This is a genomic window from Burkholderia cepacia complex sp. TUM26381 (assembly GCF_057439935.1).
Genome location: NZ_CM172007.1, coordinates 1,768,424 through 1,784,390 on the forward strand (window position 1 = coordinate 1,768,424; position 15,967 = coordinate 1,784,390).

Consider the following 15,967-nt stretch of genomic DNA (forward strand, 5'->3'; position numbering starts at 1 on the left):
CGATTCTGCCCGATCGGACGACGGATGGCGACCTGCCCTCGTGCCTGCGTCAGGACAGGCTGTCGAGCAACCGATACCAGGCGACCCCGGCCGCGATATAGAAGCGCTGCAGCCCGTGAAACGGAATCGGGCGGACCGGCGTGACCCGGAACGGCAACGGCAATTGCGCATCGCCGGACAGGTGTGCGGCCAGATGCTTGCCGAGTGTCGTCGCCATCGCGATGCCGCGCCCGTTGTAGCCGAGCGCAATCGTCACGCCGGGCGCGGGTTCGTGCACGTGCGGCAGGAAATCCGCGGTGATCGCGACGCGCCCCGCCCAGCGGTATTCGAACCGGACGCCCTTCAGTTGCGGATACAGCAGCAGCGTCGCACGCTCGAGATGACGCCAGTCGCTCGTCGCACGCGGCTCAGCGAACGGGCCACGGCCACCCATCAGCAGCCGGCCGGCCGCGTCGCGACGGAAATACAGCAGCAGGCGCCGCGCGTCGGATGCGACTTCTCCGCCCGCCAGAATGTCGCGGCCGAGATCCGGCGGAAGCGGTTGCGTCGCGACGATGAAACTGTTCGCGGCGATCACCGACTGGCGCAAGCCGGGCCATAGCCCATCCGTGTAGCCGTTGGTCGCGATCACGACGCGCTCCGCCGACAGCGTCGCGCCGCCGGACGTCGCGATCCGCCAGCGGCCGTCAGCACGCGTCAGCCCGACGGCGCGCGTCAGCCCGTGTACGACCGCCCCGCTCGCCTGCGCGGCGCGCACGAGGCCGCGCGTATAGCCAAGCGGCTGCACGCTGCCCGCGCGGCGGTCGATCCAGCCGCCCGCATACGCTTGCGTGCCGAGCCGACGCGCGACGTCGTCGCGGCCGAGCACGTCGACCGGCGCGCCGCGCGCGGCCCACTGCTGCGCACGGCGTGCGACCGTCTCGAGCATCGCGGCGGTCGGCGCCGGCTGGATCCAGCCGGTGCGGCGCGCATCGCAGTCGATCGCGTGCCGCGCGATCAGGTCGAACACCGTGTCGGCCGCGCCGCCGACAATGCCGGCAAGCTGCTCGCCGGCCGTGTCGCCGAACCGGCGAACCAGTTCGTCGGGGTCGTATTTCAGCCCGGGGATCACCTGCCCGCCGTTGCGGCCCGACGCGCCCCAGCCCGGTTGCGCCCCCTCGATCACGCGCACGTTCACGCCGCGTTCGGCCAGGTGAAGTGCGGTCGACAGACCGGTGAAGCCCGCGCCGATGATCGCCACGTCGCACGACACGGAGGCGTCGAGCGCGGGCGTATCGGGCGCCGGTGCGGCGGTCGCCGCCCACAACGAATCCGGCCACTGGGAATCGGGCCATCCGGGTACCGCGTTCCTTGCGCTCATGTTCGATCCGGGGTGTCGGCGCCGTCCGCTGCCAGCAGACGACGCAGGAATTCCTGCGTGCGGGGATGCGTCGGCTGCGTGAGCACGTCGCGCGCCGGCCCGCTTTCGCAGATGGTGCCGTCGTGCAGGAAGCACACGCGATCGGCCACCTCGCGCGCGAACGCCATTTCGTGCGTGACGACCACCATGGTCATCCCGTCGCGCGCGAGCCCGCGCATCACGCCGAGCACTTCGCCGACAAGCTCGGGATCGAGCGCCGACGTCGGCTCGTCGAACAGGATCGCCTGCGGCTCCATCGCCAGCGCGCGTGCGATCGCGACGCGCTGCTGCTGCCCGCCCGACAGCTCGGACGGGTATGCATTCATCCGGTGCGCGAGCCCGACCTTGTCGAGCAGCGCGCGGGCCTGCTCGCGCGCTTGTGCGGCCGGCCTGCGCCGCACGTGCACGGGCCCTTCCATCACGTTCTCGAGCGCCGTGCGGTGCGAGAACAGGTTGAAGCGCTGGAACACCATGCCGACCCGCATCCGCAGCTCGTGGATCCGCTTCGAATGCGCGTCGACCTTCACGCCGTCGATCGTGATCGCGCCTTCGTCGTAAGTCTCGAAGCCGTTGATACAGCGCAACACGGTCGACTTGCCGGAGCCGGACGGCCCGATCAGGCACACGACCTCGCCCTGCTGCACGTCGAGGCTCACGCCCTTCAGCACCGCGTGCTGATGAAACCGCTTGTGTAGCGAATCGATCCGGATCATGCGCCTCTCCTCAGCGCGAGCCGCTTGCCGAGCCGGTTCACGCCGAACATCAGCGGCAGGCCGAGCGCGAGATACAGCAGTGCGACGAGCGTATAGACGCTCATGTTCTGGAACGTCGACGACGCGATCAGCTGGCCGGCGCGCGTGATTTCGGCGACCGTGATCGTCGACGCGACCGATGAATCCTTGAGCAGCATCACGAGCGTGTTGCCGTACGGCGGCAGCGCGATGCGGAACGCCTGCGGCAGCACCACGCGCCGCATGATCATCGGGCCGCGCATGCCGATCGCGTGCGCGGCCTCGATCTGGCCGCGGTCGATCGCCTCGATGCCGGCGCGGAAGTTCTCGGCCTGGTAGGCCGAGTATGCGATGCCGAGACCGAGCACGCCGGCCTGGAACGCCGACAATTGCACACCCAGATCGGGCAGCACGAAATACATGTAGAACAGCTGCACGATGATCGGCAGCCCGCGAATCACGTTGACGATCGTGCTGCCGGCGGCCGACACGGCACGATTGCGCGACACCTTCAGCAACGCGAGGGCCAGCCCGAGCACCGAGCTGAGCACGAACGCGCATGCCGTGATCTCGATCGTGACCACCGCGCCCTTCAGCAGGATCGGCAGGAAATCGATCGCATTCTGAAAAAACATGAGGTCTCCTATGCGACGTCCGGACGGCGCGCCGCAGCAGATGCCCGCACGACGCGGGCGGAATCGTTCGGGAATCCGGGCCGGAGGCTCAGCTCATGTGCCACTTCTGCAGGATCTGCTGCAGCGTGCCGTCGCTCTTCATCTTGCGGATCGCGCCGTTGAGCTGCTCGAGCGTCGCGGTGTCGCCCTTGCGGACGATGAAGCAGACCTGCCCCTTCACGACGCTCTGGTATTCGGGCACGAGCCGTACCTGGCGGTTGACGCCGTGCTCGATCTGGTACGCGACGATCGGCTGGTCGGCGAAGCCGGCCTTGATGCGCCCGAGCGCGACGTCGCGCATGATGTCGGCGATCGAATCGTAGGTCCGGACTTCCTTGAAGATGCCCTTCTTGTTGAGCGCATCGACGAACGCGGTGCCGACCTGCGCGCCGACCACCTGCCCCTTGAAATCGTCCATCGACGTATAGCGGCCCGGGTCGTCGGCCTTCACGATCAGGCCCTCGCCGAACGTATAGACCGTGTCGGAGAAATCGACCACCTGCTGACGCACGGGCGTCTTCAGCATCGCGGCCGAGATGATGTCGATCTTCTGCGTGGTGAGCGACGGGATCAGCGCCGAGAACACGGTCTGCTGCACGTCGACGCGGAACCCGGCGGATTTCCCGGCCGCGGTGATGGCATCGACCATCATCCCCTGGATCGAATTGCTCTTGACGTCGAGAAACGTGAACGGCACGCCGGTGGCTGTCGCGCCGACCTTCAGCGTGGGCTCGGCCGCAACGGCGCTCGCCGAAGCCGCGGAGAGGACGATACAGGCGGCGAAACCGGCGGCCAGTGCGCCGAACCGCTTGATGAACGGAACCATGGTGTCTCCTTCTCGATAATCCGGTGCGCCGGCCGGCCGCTGATCGACACTGCGACGATGACTCGATCTTAAAACGAATCGAAAACATCGCAAAAAGATTTTTGAGTATCGATATTCGATACACTATGATTTGATATCGAATCGATCCCGCCCCTTGCCATGGAAACATCGTCCGATCAGTCAAACGACCTGCTGTTCAACCAGTCGCTGGAGAAAGGGCTGAACGTGCTGCGCGCGTTCAGCGCGAAGCGGCGCACGATGACGCTGGCGGAAGTGGCCGACGCGGCCGGGATGACGAAAAGCTCGGCGCAGCGGATGGTCTATACGCTCGAGAAGCTCGGCTACATTCGCAAGCATCCGGTCACGCGGCGTTACCAGCTCACGCCGCACGTGATGCGGATCGGCTTCAACTATCTCGCGGCCGATACGCTGATCGACGTGGCGAATCCATTTCTGTCCGAGCTCACGAACGTGACCGGCGAAACCACCAATCTCACGGAGCCGGACGAAGACGAGATGGTGTATGTCGCGCGTTTCGTGTCGACGAAGTTCGTGCCGATCCACATGCCGATCGGCAGCCGCATCCCGATGTATTGCACCGGCTGCGGCCGCGCGTTCCTGAGCGCGCTGCCACCCGGCGACGCGCGCGCGCGGCTCGACGGCATGGTGCGCGCACCGCACACGCCGCGTACGGTCACGGCGCTCGACGCACTCGTCGCGCTGCTCGACGGCGCGCGGCTCGACGGCTACGCGACCAACCAGGAAGAACTGTTCATCGGTGACATGTCGATCGCGGCGCCCGTGCTCGGCAGCCAGGGGCAGCCGGTCGCGGCCGTGCACGTGGTTGCGCCGACGAGCCGCTGGACGTTCGACGACGCGCGCCGCAAGCTCGCGCCGGCCGTGATCGACTGCGCGCGCGGCATCAGTAACTCGATCCGGACGCTCGAGTAGCGCGCGCGAGATTGCAGACGGTGCGCCGTTGCGTTGCGCAACGGTGTCTGGACGCTACCGCGACTTCGGCGAAGTCTCGCTCCGATAGGTCCGGTTCGGGCGCAACGCGAGCTGCTTGGCGACGACGTCCAGTTCCTTGCCGCAGTACAGAAATTTCCGCGATCCGTACGATACCGCGCGCCCGGTTCGTTGAATTGGCAGTGGTCGTAACAGGTACGCCCGTTGAACAGCGTGGCATGCCCCGGTGCATCGCTCCACCCGCACACGTCGAACAGGATGACGCCCTGTCGGCCTGCCTCCCCGCTTCGCATCCCTCTCCCCCTCGTTTTCCCCGATCCCGTTCGACTTGACTCGGTTCCTCGGATCGTCAACACTTCGCACATCGCAAGTGTGATCACAGATCGCAGATCAAACCTCGGAGAACCCCGTCTTGGCGCCTCGTATCGTTCCGCCCGCACTGAAAGCCATCGAACAGGAAACGATGGCCGACAAGGTCTACCAGCAACTGCGCGAAGCGCTGATGAGCGGCCGTTTCGCGCCCGGCCAGGCGTTGAGCCTGCGCAGCGTCGCCGAGGCCGTCGGCTCGTCGACGATGCCCGTGCGCGCCGCACTCACGCGGTTGCGCGCCGAGCGCGCGCTGGTCGATGGCCCGAACCGCGCGCTCGTCGTGCCGCCGATGACGCTCGACATGCTCGACGAACTGCGCGACGTGCGGATCGCACTCGAAGGCTGCATCGCCGAGCGTGCGTGCGGCCGGATGACCGACACGCAGATCGCGGCCGTGCGCAAGACCTGCGAGACGATGCAGGCGCACGTCGAGGCAGGCCGCTCGCGGGCTTACCTGCAAAGCAATTTCGCGTTCCACAGCGCGATCTACGCGCATGGCGCAAGCGAAAGCACGCTCGCGATCGTCGAGAACCTGTGGATGCGCGTCGGCCCCTTCCTCAACATGGTCGCGCTCGACATTCCGCACATGCGGCGCTCGATGGATGCGCACCGCGCAATCGTCGATGCGCTCGAACGGCGCGACGGTGCAGGCGTGCGGGCCGGTATCGCGCTCGACATCGGCGGCGCCGCACACGATCTCGCCGAAACGCTGCGGGCCGAACAGACTCCGCGAACCGTGAACGCAAAACCGTAGCGGCTGCGCGCCGCAATCGCCCGATCGCGCGCGGCCGCAATCCCACAACACCAACGATGGAGACAACCCGGCATGACAGCTTCCGACCTGCTGAAACCCTATGACGGCCTGCGCGTCCTCGTGACGGGCGGTGCGTCGGGCATCGGTCTTGAAATCGCAGATGCGTTCGCCGAATGCGGCGCGCACGTGCTTGTATGCGACGCATCGCACGCTGCGATCGCGGCGCTCGCCGACCGGCCGCCACGCGCCGGGGCCGGCGCGATCAGTGCGACGCTGGCCGACGTATCCGATCCGGCCGCGGTCGAACGCGTGTTCGCCGACGTATCGGCCAGGCTCGGCGGCCTCGACGTGCTCGTCAACAACGCCGGCATCGCCGGTCCGACCGGCGGCATCGACGAAATCGACCCCGTGCAATGGGAACAAACCGTCGCGATCAACCTGAACGCGCAATTCCAGTTCGCGCGCCACGCGGTACCGCTCCTGCGCGATTCGAAACACGGCGGCGCGATCATCGCACTGTCGTCGGTCGCGGGCCGGCTCGGTTACGCGTTCCGCACCCCCTATGCGGCAACGAAATGGGCCGTGGTCGGCCTCGTGAAGAGCCTCGCGATCGAACTCGGCCCGCTCGGCATCCGCGTGAACGCGATTCAGCCCGGCATCGTGCGCGGGCCCCGGATGCGCCGCGTGATCGACGCGCGTGCGCAGCAGCTCGGCATCGGTTACGACGAAATGGAGAAGCGCTATCTGGAGAAGATCTCGCTGCGGCGCATGACCGATCCGGCCGAGATTGCCGCCACCGCGCTGTTCCTGTGCTCGCCGGGCGGCCACGGGATCACCGGGCAGGCGATCTCCGTCTGCGGCAACGTCGAAGTGCTGTGACGCCTCCTGCATCGCTCACCGAAAGGAATCCATCCGTGGCAAACGCTCGCAAAGTCATCATCACCTGTGCGCCGACCGGCGCGATCCATACGCCGTCGATGTCGCCGTACCTGCCCGTGACACCGCACGAAATCGAAACGGCCGCCGTCGCGGCCGCGCAGGCCGGTGCCGCGATCCTGCACCTGCACGCGCGCAATCCGTCCGACGGCAAACCGACGCAGGATCCGGCCGTGTTCGCCGAATTCCTGCCGCGCATCAAGGCGCAAACCGACGCCGTCATCAACCTCACGTCGGGCGGCAGCCCGCACATGACGGTCGACGAACGGTTGCAGCCCGCACTGCATTTCCAGCCCGAAGTCGCATCGTTGAACATGGGCTCGATGAACTTCGGGCTGTACCCGATGCTCGAGCGCTTTCGCGAACTGAAGCATCCGTGGGAACGCGAGCATCTCGAGAAGAGCCGCGATCTCGTATTCAAGAACACGTTCGCCGATATCGAGACGATCCTCACGCGCTGCGGGGCGAACGGCACGCGTTTCGAATTCGAGTGCTACGACATTTCGCATCTGTACAACCTCGCGCATTTTGTCGACCGCGGACTCGCGAAACCGCCGTTCTTCGTGCAAAGCGTGTTCGGCCTGCTCGGCGGGATCGGCGCACACCCGGAGGACCTGATGCACATGCGCCGCACGGCCGACCGCCTGTTCGGCAGCGATTACGTGTGGTCGATCCTCGGCGCCGGCCGCAACCAGATTCCGCTCGCGACGATCGGCGCAGCACAGGGCGCGAACGTTCGCGTCGGGCTCGAGGATTCGCTGTGGATCGCGCCCGGCAAGCTCGCGGAATCGAGCGCCGCGCAGGTACTGAAAATGCGTCAGGTGCTCGAAGGCCTGTCGCTGGAGATCGCGACGCCGGCCGAGGCGCGCGCGATGCTCGCACTCAAGGGCGGCGACGCGGTGAATTTCTGATCGCCGGGTAGCCCCCCAACACCAGAACCCGCAAGCGCAGTGACAAGGCGCCGGCCCGAGCCGGCCGGCGCCAGGACGCCCATCATCGCCCCGCTCCGATCGAGCGCCGCCGGCGCGGCTCCGTCGTCTGCCCATCCGCTGCATGCTTCGCAGCGGCATCTGCCGAACGCGGCGCACCGTGCTTGCCGTGCGCGCCGGTTCGCCCTTACCGGAGTCGTCCGCATGTCCACTCATCACGCTCAGGCCCTGCCTTCCGCCGCCAGCGACGCGAGCGCGTCGCTGAACCGGCTGCTGTTCCGCAAACTCATGCCGCTGCTGATCGCGGCCTATGTGATCAGCTTTCTCGACCGCACCAACATCGCGTTCGCGAAACATTCGATGGGAGTCGACCTCGGCATTTCTTCGGCCGCGTACGGACTCGGCGCCGGGCTGTTCTTCCTGACCTATGCGTTCTTCGAGATCCCGAGCAACCTGATCATGCATCGCGTCGGCGCGCGCTTCTGGATCACGCGGATCATGATCACGTGGGGCGTGCTGTCGGTCGCCATGGCGTTCGTCAGCGGCGAGACCTCGTTCTACGTGATGCGGCTGCTGCTCGGCGCTGCCGAAGCCGGCCTGTTTCCCGGCGTGATGCTGTACCTGACGTATTGGTTCGGCCGCGAGGAGCGTGCGCGCGCAACCGGCTACTTCCTGCTCGGCGTGTGCATCGCAAACATCGTTGGCGGACCCTTGGCCGGCGCATTGATCGAGCTCGACGGAACGCTAGGCTTCCACGGCTGGCAATGGCTGTTCGTCGTCGAAGGCATTCCGGCGATCCTGCTTGCGTTCGTCGTGTGGACACGGTTGCCGGATCGTCCGAGCGCCGCACCGTGGCTCTCTCCGGAAACGGGCCGCGCGCTCGAACGTACGCTGGCCGCGGAGCAGGACGCGGGCGTTGCCACGCACGGCGGGCATGCGTTCGGCGCCACACTGCGCGATCCGCAGATCTGGCTTGCGATCTTCGTGTACTTCTGCCACCAGTTGACCATCTACACGGTGATCTTCTTCCTGCCGGGCATCATCGGTGCGTCGGGACGCCTCTCCCCGTTCGCGGTCGGGTTGCTGACCGCGCTGCCCTGGCTCGCCGCAGCGCTCGGGGCCGGGACGCTTCCGCGCTTCGCGCGCGAGTCGCGTCATTCCCGCCGGATGCTGTGTGCGGGGCTGGTCGTGATGGCGATCGGGATGGTCGGCGCCGCGCACGCGTCGCCAGTCGCGGGGCTCCTTTGCGTGTGCGTGGCCGCGTCGATGTTCTTCGTCGTTCAGTCGATCGTCTTCACGTTTCCCGCGTCGCGGCTCGCCGGTAGCGCGCTGGCCGGCGGACTCGGACTCGTGAATACCTGCGGGTTGCTCGGCGGTTTCGTCGGGCCGACCGTTGTCGGCGCGATCGAACAGGCGACCGGCAATGCGAAGAACGGGTTGACGCTGCTAGCCGCGGCACTCCTCGTCGCGGCATTCGCGAGCCTCGCGTTGCGTCACGGGCACGAGCGGCCCGACGCGCGGTCGCGCGGCTGACATCGCACTGGATTCGGGCTGGCGCGATGCGGGCGGAGCACGCCACCCGCCTCGCGCCTCGCTCGATCAGAACAGATACATTCCCGCGACGAACACCACGCCCGAGAACAGCAGCGTCGTCACGCAATACCCCATGATGTCGCGCACGCCGAGCCCGGCGATCGCCAGTGCGGGCAGTGCCCAGAACGGCTGGGCCATGTTGGTCCATGCCTCGCCGTAAGCGATCGCCATCGCAGCCTTGCCGAGATCGGCGCCGAGCGCCTGCGCGGCCGGCATCACGAACGGGCCCTGCACGACCCAGTGACCGCCGCCCGACGGCACCGCGAAATTGATCACGGCCGAGCTCAGGAACGCGAGCAGCGGGAACGTGTGCACGTTCGCGATATCGACGAACCACTTCGTGATCACGCCCGCCAGCCCCGAGTGATCCATCAATGCCTGGATGCCCGCGTAGAACGGGAACTGGATCATGATCCCGGACGCACCGCGCGCCGCGCCGGCCACCGCGCGTGCGTAGGCCATCGGCGTCCGGTGCAGCAGGATGCCGGCCGCGAGGAACGCGAGGTTCACGGTGTCGATGTCGAGCGCGAAGCCCTTCTGCACGAAACGCAGCACGAGGAAAGCCGCGCACAGCGCCGCGACGAAGATCGACAGCAGCCGGCTTTCCTCCATCCGCTCCGCGAACGTCGCATCGGGCCCGAGCTTGCGCTCGACGCTCGGCGGCTCGGCGAGCAGCGCCGGATCGACGCTGACGACGTCGCCCGGCTTCGGCATCATCATGCGCGCGAGAAACGGCAGCATCACGATCAGCCCGATCGTGATGAACGCGTTGTAGCCGGTGAAGATCGTGTCGGACACGGGAATCAGCCCGATGGTCTTCTCCATCGGATTGCCCTTCGTGGCCGCGACGAGCGGGACCGAACCCGACAGCCCGCCGTGCCAGCTCAGGAAGCCCATGTACGCGGATGCGACGAGCAGGCGGTAGTCGCTGCCGGGCACGCGGCGCGCCACTTCGCGCGCCAGCATCGCGCCGAGCACGAGGCCGAAGCCCCAGTTGATCGCGCAGGCGAGCGCACCGACGAACGCGACGAGCATCACGCCCTGCCCCGGCGTGCGCGCGGTGCTCGCGAGCGCGACGAGCAGGCGCCGCACCGGCGGCGAACTCGCCAGCGCGTGGCCCGTCACGAGAATCATGACCATCTGCATCGAGAACGCGAGCAGGTTCCAGAAACCCGAACCCCACATCGTCGTGAGTTGCGCGGGCGTATTCGGCGTGAGGCCGAACGCAAGCGCAAACGTGACGATCGTCAGCAGGATCGCGAAAATCAACGGGTCGGGCAACACGCGGTGAACCACCTGCGTGAAGAAGCGGGAAATGCGCTGGATCAACTTGAGCTCCTCGTTTCCTGATAGGGACATCCGCGCGTGTCGTTGTTGGTTGATGCGCGGAAACGCGCGGATTCTTGCACAGAACCGTATCGCCTGCTTTGATGTCCGTGCCGATCATTGCGTTAGCCGATATCGGGCCGTCGAGTTCGCCAGTTGGCCGCCGCCAGGTCAGGACACCGGGTGGCAGGTCGATGAACGTGGACGGAACGAGTGACGGACGTCGCGCGAGAACGAGGCGCGAAGGGGGGGCAGAATTTCCGTGTTCAAGGCAGGGTTGAGATTCAGACAGATGATCGAATGAATCGATCCGCATAAAGGATAGCGAACTGGTTCATGGCTGTCTTCCCGTCGTGAGCGGCACGCCCCCAGTCAGCCGTGAAAGGTTCGGCTACCGCCTACAGTCTGAAGAGCGTCCGCCAGCAGGAACGAGCCGTGGCTGAGCAGTCCGAACGAACCTATCAGAGACTGTTTAACCGATGGAAGCAGTCGCGCCGCAAATCGGACAGTGCGCCGATACGGTGGCCGGAAGCGCGGACATAGCGAACGAGCGAAGTACGGCGTGGGGGCTTGTGTATTTCATCCGTCGTGTAGATGATCTTGCGCACGCCCGGAGGGAATGCAAAGAACGGAATCACGCGATCCCATGCATTTCGCCACGCTGCGCCGACCGGCGGGAATTTCTGGCCCCACGGCCCTTCGGCGAACGCATCCAGTTCGGCCTGCGCGGCTTCTGCACTCGCGGCGGTATAAATCGGCCGAATCGCGGCAGCAAGCGATCGGCGATCTTTCCAGCTCGCGTAATCGAGGCTGTTTCGGATCAGGTGGACGATGCAGATTTGCAGCGTCGTGGCTGGAAACACCGCTGCCAGCGCTTCGGGCATGCCCTTGAGTCCGTCGGTTACGGCAATCAGGATGTCCGCCACGCCTCGTGTCTTCAGATCATTGAACACCTTCATCCAGAACTTGGCGCCCTCGGTGCTCTCGATCCACAGGCCCAGAATGTCGCGCGTGCCGTCGGGCAGAATGCCCAGCGCCAGATAGACGGCCTTGTTGCGCACGACGGCGTCTTCGCAAATCTTCACGCGCAGCGCGTCGAAGAATACGACCGGATACATCGGTTCGAGTGGCCGGGCTTGCCATGCCGTAACTTCGGCCATCACCTCGTCGGTCACGGAACTGATGAAATCGGGCGAGACCTCGGTGCCGTACAGCTCCAGCATGAAGCCTTGAATCTCACGCACGGTCATGCCTCGGGCGTACATCGCTACGATCTTGTCGTCGAAGCCCGTGAAGCGTCGTTCGTGTTTGGGGATCAGCAGCGGTTCGAAGCTGCCGTCGCGGTCGCGCGGCACCTCGATGCGAATCGGGCCGTCTTCAGTCAGAACGGTCTTGGCACCACGGCCATTGCGCTGGTTCGTCACGCTGGACGGTTTGGCGCTGCCTGGCGCGTAGCCGAGATGATGATTCATCTCGCCTCCCAGCGCCCGCTCGATCAGCGCCTTCTTGCGCGCGAGCGTCGCGGCATTGATGGCTTCGGCCGTCATCGGGCCGCTGCCGAATTGCTCCAGCAGTTCAGCGGGAATAGTCGGTAGCTCCACCGGCGGGGTCTTCGGTTTGCGGGGCATATCTTCTCCTGAGAAGAATCATATGCCTTGAACACGAAATTACTGACAGGCCCACGCCGGTGCGTTCACCGCAGAGCAACGGCATGGCCGAGTCGTTCGTGAAGACCATGAAGCACAATTACGTCGCCTGTATGGACAAGCCCGACGCGCCAACGGCGCTCTCACGTCTGGCGGCTGCATTTGAGCATTACAACGAGCGTCACCCGCACAAAACCCTGAAATACCGCTCGCCTCGCGAGTTCAGGCGGGCGCGTCATCAACCTAACGGTGTCCGCGTGTCCTGAGTTACAGGGGCAACTCCACTCAGGCGCCAGCCTCCAGCCGAGCTTGCAGTCTCGTGGATTCGAGTCATCGCCTGCTCAACCCAGCATTGACGACATCGCAGTGGGCCTCGCGTCCCACGGATAAGGCGCTAAAGACTTGCTCCTGACTGGGAAGAATCGTGATTGTTCTTGCAACGGAACCGGTACTGGCTAGGCTCCCTCTGCCACGCACGAGTTAACAGCGCGAATCCTGCGGTTGCGAGGTACTCGCGAATATTTGAGATACGATCTTGCCGGCGTCCATTCATCGATAATGAAGCGTTGCATGTGTCAAAGGCGATCTACTGCACGATCAAATTTAAACATTCAACGGGAATCCAAAACACTGCAACACACCCCGTGTTATGTCAGCCAAGGCTTGAGATCAAATGGCAACCACATGTACCAAGATGCCCCTGTCGCGCAATCGGAACACCATGATCCTTGATATTCGGATCGCCCTCTTCGATTACGTTTGGATCAACGTCGGGATGTAAAGGGCACGTTATTTTATCTCCCTTTCTTGCAACCCCCCGTCCATTTATTGCCATAACCCGCGACGCCTCAATAACTTCCCCGCCGTGGTCAGTTGAATCCCCCACTCGAATAGCATTTAGCACACCTCCACCCCTTCGTTAAAAAATATCACGAAATAGAAATCGAGAAAAATCTGCCCCCTTGCATCCTATAAATTACTCAGTTCGGCCAGTCAGTTGCGAACATTCCTTGATTGGCGAAATTTTTCCAACTTGCTTCTCATACACAATACACAGCGGCTTCTTTGCGCTAGCCGCCAATCTCCGGCCACCACATACGGAATCAGTGGTTATCACTCCACTCTTATCGACACACACACTCCCGGACGGCATAAGATGAATTTCTCTTTGCAAATTTATCCTTCCGTCGGCCACCTTATAAACCCTTCTCCACGACCCATCGGCCTGATCGAAATCAAAGAAATACTCTGCCTTCCCAACATAATCTGCCCCGACGGGCAAATATCCAGCGAATGTTGCCTTACCAGCCTGCAGCGTATAGACATTCATCTGGACATTATCTCCCAATCTTCCAGGATTAATCATAACCAGCGTTACATCAGATTCAGCCAGGTGATCTACGCCCCACTCCGCCCCAGAGCAATTATCTGAATCATCCAACTCCTGATCAATTAATGCATCCGCCTTTCCGCCAACCTTATCACCAGCGAACACCTTAATTTCGGGTCGATCTACCTCACAGACAAATGTAAAAAAAGCATCGCCCGATTTAGCCAAAACAGTGACATCAGACGGACTCGCAGCCAGAACTCCACGCAATTCCGCAAAAAAAAGAACTGCGATAAACAAAAAATTTGATCTCAAGATAAAACCCCCTTAACCCTGTTCGTCTCCGACAACCTTTGAGGAAAATGTGCATCAGCAGGAAAATCCGCCGCTGTAGATGCATGATCCCCTCTAATCTTATTTGTCAAAGTTATTGCATCATCCCTGTCAGCAATACCAAGCAGCGAATTTATCGCCCAAAAAAATCCTGCCGTATCAATGCAAGCATAGGCATCATCCGATACAATATTTGGATTTGAAATTATTGCCGGCCTCAAGGTCGAAATCAATTGAGAAACAGTCGCTGCATTTTGAATCGGCAGCAAATTCTGATGTTGGGCCGGATGATACGGCGGCGTGAACCCCCACCAGTGAGCATCAGTCCACCACACCTCTGTGAAGGAGGATTTTTGCAGCCATCCTCGATAAACAAAATATTTAGAATAATTTCCTCTTCCGGTCAGCTGCTTGAACCCTCTACCCATGAATTTCCCACCATCATTCCACTCCACATTACCAAGCCACCCTTTATAATTCTTGGCTCTTTCATATTTTCTGAAATATTCGAATGGGTCACCATTGTAAAGCTCGGCCATATAACGAAGCTGACCCGACTCGACGGATGCCTGGCCAAAGAAGTGAGACAGCCTGAGTGTAGTCGTCAAACAATATTTAACCACAGCCTTATTGATGTTTACTCGGTACCTCTGAACCGAGCTCGCGGAAGCAGATGGATAAATTTGCTTAAACTCGCCTTCACTAAACCATTTACATTTCATGAGATGGCGAATAAACTCCGTAGGCGGCCAATGCCAACAATCATCAGCCGCCGGCTTCTCACCTTGAACTTCTTCCCAAAATGCCAAAGCGTGAACATGCCCTTCAAATAACTTGAAATCGTCATCGGACAGAGGTGAACTCAACGCCTCATGTTCAGTCTTTAACCAACCGTAGAGTTCGTCCAAATTGCTAGCAGACCACTCGGTAGAAAATCGACATACCACTTGCGTAAGACGCTTTCTGAGAGCTACATTCTGCAGCGCCCCCACCATTCCGGCGTGGTCAATTTGCGCTTCCCCAGAAGCATCCAGCAACCATTTCCTTAAGGTTGGCGAATCACAAAGATTAGTCTTCGTCGAATCGTCTTGTATAAAATTCCAGCCCGCCCATTCTGGAAAATCCGCATCACTATATGCCTGCACCCCTTGGCCAGAGAGGTTGATCCACCCCTGACCGGCAGGAGTATTCACTTTTCGCCAATGGTTAAAATTCGCACTAGCCTGTTCGTTTATACATCGCCCGAAACGCAACACCTCAAATATTGCGCTGATTGACGGAGGTGTTCCTTGAGAATATTTTTCGCTGATTTTCTCCGATTTCTTATAAAGATGATCTTCATCATCCTGCTCCGGCGGCGTTTCAGCGCAAACTTCCCAACTACCATCGGCGGTACATTGATATGTTGTCAGGGTACATCCCCTGTCATAGCGCATCCGTACAGCAAGCGGACTCGCCGTCTGAGAAACTGCAACCTGCGGTGCCGTTCCACCTAACGAAACACCACCATCACTCTGAGCAGGATGCGGCTCATTCGAATATAAATTCGCTCCAGCCGGAACATAAAACCAAATGTCCCCATAAATCGCATCAGTGCGGCCCGAACTCCCCACTGGCCCCGGGGTACGTCCGAGTAACTTCGTCATGTTTTGACTGTCGCAAACAATTTCGAAGTGGATGCGCCCCGGCCGACCATACACAATCCCCGGCAAACCTAGCTTGTCCTTGCGGTGTACTTTTTTTCCTGCCGTCAGTGGTTCCACACTTTGCAGATGTATATACACGGAAAAGAAGGTGACCTTTGATTGCTCGCCGTCCCCGATCTCCGTGTCATGCCGAATGACTACACAACCGTCGTCAGTTCGTACGCCGGCATAGTTCAATTCAGGTTTGTTCTTCGTATCCGTGGCACGAACGAAAACAATCGTACCGTCTGCAATCGCTCTAACCGGAAGTAGATGCCCCTGATTATCGACCGGAGCTTCCAGATGCGCTCCGCCGTGCCATCCGAGATTAAAACTGACGGGAAATGCCCCGTTTCCAGGACCACACTCCAGCATAGGGAACGAATCCCGAGCGGGATCGACGTTTGGATCGCTATCAGGCTGAGCCGAATTCACAAAAGGCGGACTAATAATCATGGCGACTCTGT

The 15,967-nt window shown here is 62.2% G+C and carries 13 protein-coding genes and 2 pseudogenes; 6 read left to right on the forward strand and 9 right to left on the reverse strand.

The features are described 5' to 3' along the window. Positions 1 to 49: 49 nt before the first annotated feature. The 4 genes from ACWMMN_RS24665 to ACWMMN_RS24680 all read right to left on the reverse strand — a co-directional run bounded on the left by ACWMMN_RS24665 (position 50) and on the right by ACWMMN_RS24680 (position 3,630). Positions 50 to 1,360: an NAD(P)/FAD-dependent oxidoreductase gene (locus tag ACWMMN_RS24665; protein WP_059240629.1), complete on the reverse strand. Its 1,311-nt coding sequence runs from the start codon at positions 1,358 to 1,360 to the stop codon at positions 50 to 52. Beyond that, positions 1,357 to 2,112, reverse strand: coding sequence for an amino acid ABC transporter ATP-binding protein (locus tag ACWMMN_RS24670; protein ID WP_059240630.1), 756 nt, complete (start codon positions 2,110 to 2,112; stop codon positions 1,357 to 1,359). Before ACWMMN_RS24670 ends, ACWMMN_RS24665 begins: the two co-directional genes overlap by 4 nt. After that, on the reverse strand, positions 2,109 to 2,765 hold the full coding sequence (locus ACWMMN_RS24675) for an amino acid ABC transporter permease (RefSeq protein ID WP_059240631.1): 657 nt from the start codon (positions 2,763 to 2,765) through the stop codon (positions 2,109 to 2,111). Before ACWMMN_RS24675 ends, ACWMMN_RS24670 begins: the two co-directional genes overlap by 4 nt. 88 nt (positions 2,766 to 2,853) lie before the next feature. After that, positions 2,854 to 3,630 (reverse strand): ABC transporter substrate-binding protein, encoded by a 777-nt coding sequence (locus ACWMMN_RS24680; protein ID WP_059240632.1) that lies wholly within the window; start codon positions 3,628 to 3,630, stop codon positions 2,854 to 2,856. A gap of 159 nt (positions 3,631 to 3,789) precedes the next feature. On the opposite strand from ACWMMN_RS24680, the gene ACWMMN_RS24685 reads away from it, so the two are divergent. The 5 genes from ACWMMN_RS24685 to ACWMMN_RS24705 all read left to right on the forward strand — a co-directional run bounded on the left by ACWMMN_RS24685 (position 3,790) and on the right by ACWMMN_RS24705 (position 9,120). Then, a complete protein-coding gene (locus ACWMMN_RS24685; protein WP_059240633.1) occupies positions 3,790 to 4,581 on the forward strand; it encodes an IclR family transcriptional regulator in 792 nt (263 codons plus the stop codon). A gap of 430 nt (positions 4,582 to 5,011) precedes the next feature. Beyond that, positions 5,012 to 5,722 (forward strand): GntR family transcriptional regulator, encoded by a 711-nt coding sequence (locus ACWMMN_RS24690; RefSeq protein ID WP_059240634.1) that lies wholly within the window; start codon positions 5,012 to 5,014, stop codon positions 5,720 to 5,722. Positions 5,723 to 5,794: 72 nt separating this feature from the next. After that, positions 5,795 to 6,601 carry an SDR family oxidoreductase gene (locus ACWMMN_RS24695; protein WP_486423243.1) on the forward strand — a complete coding sequence of 269 codons (807 nt, stop codon included), beginning with the start codon at positions 5,795 to 5,797 and terminating at the stop codon, positions 6,599 to 6,601. A 35-nt stretch (positions 6,602 to 6,636) separates the two neighbouring features. Next, the gene (gene kce, locus ACWMMN_RS24700) at positions 6,637 to 7,569 is read left to right on the forward strand and encodes a 3,5-dioxohexanoate:acetyl-CoA acetone transferase (RefSeq protein WP_006482842.1); all 933 of its coding nucleotides are present in this window, start codon (positions 6,637 to 6,639) and stop codon (positions 7,567 to 7,569) included. 222 nt (positions 7,570 to 7,791) lie between these two features. Next, on the forward strand, positions 7,792 to 9,120 hold the full coding sequence (locus tag ACWMMN_RS24705) for an MFS transporter (protein ID WP_059240636.1): 1,329 nt from the start codon (positions 7,792 to 7,794) through the stop codon (positions 9,118 to 9,120). A 66-nt stretch (positions 9,121 to 9,186) separates the two neighbouring features. On the opposite strand, the gene ACWMMN_RS24710 is transcribed toward ACWMMN_RS24705, so the two are convergent. Continuing rightward, positions 9,187 to 10,509, reverse strand: coding sequence for a TIGR00366 family protein (locus ACWMMN_RS24710; RefSeq protein ID WP_174992263.1), 1,323 nt, complete (start codon positions 10,507 to 10,509; stop codon positions 9,187 to 9,189). Positions 10,510 to 10,790: 281 nt separating this feature from the next. Beyond that, positions 10,791 to 12,134 (reverse strand): annotated as a pseudogene (locus ACWMMN_RS24715) (IS256 family transposase). 53 nt (positions 12,135 to 12,187) lie between these two features. Here ACWMMN_RS24715 and ACWMMN_RS24720 point away from each other — a divergent pair. Next, positions 12,188 to 12,418: pseudogene (locus tag ACWMMN_RS24720) on the forward strand (integrase core domain-containing protein); the annotation flags it as partial. A gap of 386 nt (positions 12,419 to 12,804) precedes the next feature. Here ACWMMN_RS24720 and ACWMMN_RS24725 read toward each other — a convergent pair. The 3 genes from ACWMMN_RS24725 to ACWMMN_RS24735 form a co-directional block, all read right to left on the reverse strand. Next, complete coding sequence (locus ACWMMN_RS24725; protein WP_340624991.1) at positions 12,805 to 13,056, reverse strand: PAAR domain-containing protein; 252 nt, start codon at positions 13,054 to 13,056, stop codon at positions 12,805 to 12,807. A 72-nt stretch (positions 13,057 to 13,128) separates the two neighbouring features. After that, positions 13,129 to 13,797 (reverse strand): hypothetical protein, encoded by a 669-nt coding sequence (locus tag ACWMMN_RS24730; protein WP_486423244.1) that lies wholly within the window; start codon positions 13,795 to 13,797, stop codon positions 13,129 to 13,131. Next, complete coding sequence (locus ACWMMN_RS24735; protein ID WP_486423245.1) at positions 13,794 to 15,956, reverse strand: hypothetical protein; 2,163 nt, start codon at positions 15,954 to 15,956, stop codon at positions 13,794 to 13,796. Before ACWMMN_RS24735 ends, ACWMMN_RS24730 begins: the two co-directional genes overlap by 4 nt. Positions 15,957 to 15,967 lie beyond the last annotated feature (11 nt).

Excerpts from the sequence above, each read along its gene's own strand:
- ACWMMN_RS24665 (WP_059240629.1), bottom strand. The coding sequence starts at position 1,360 with ATGAGCGCAAGGAACGCGGTACCCGGATGGCCCGATTCCCAGTGGCCG.
- ACWMMN_RS24670 (WP_059240630.1), bottom strand. The coding sequence starts at position 2,112 with ATGATCCGGATCGATTCGCTACACAAGCGGTTTCATCAGCACGCGGTG.
- ACWMMN_RS24675 (WP_059240631.1), bottom strand. The coding sequence starts at position 2,765 with ATGTTTTTTCAGAATGCGATCGATTTCCTGCCGATCCTGCTGAAGGGC.
- ACWMMN_RS24680 (WP_059240632.1), bottom strand. The coding sequence starts at position 3,630 with ATGGTTCCGTTCATCAAGCGGTTCGGCGCACTGGCCGCCGGTTTCGCC.
- ACWMMN_RS24685 (WP_059240633.1), top strand. The coding sequence starts at position 3,790 with ATGGAAACATCGTCCGATCAGTCAAACGACCTGCTGTTCAACCAGTCG.
- ACWMMN_RS24695 (WP_486423243.1), top strand. The coding sequence starts at position 5,795 with ATGACAGCTTCCGACCTGCTGAAACCCTATGACGGCCTGCGCGTCCTC.
- ACWMMN_RS24705 (WP_059240636.1), top strand. The coding sequence starts at position 7,792 with ATGTCCACTCATCACGCTCAGGCCCTGCCTTCCGCCGCCAGCGACGCG.
- ACWMMN_RS24735 (WP_486423245.1), bottom strand. The coding sequence starts at position 15,956 with ATGATTATTAGTCCGCCTTTTGTGAATTCGGCTCAGCCTGATAGCGAT.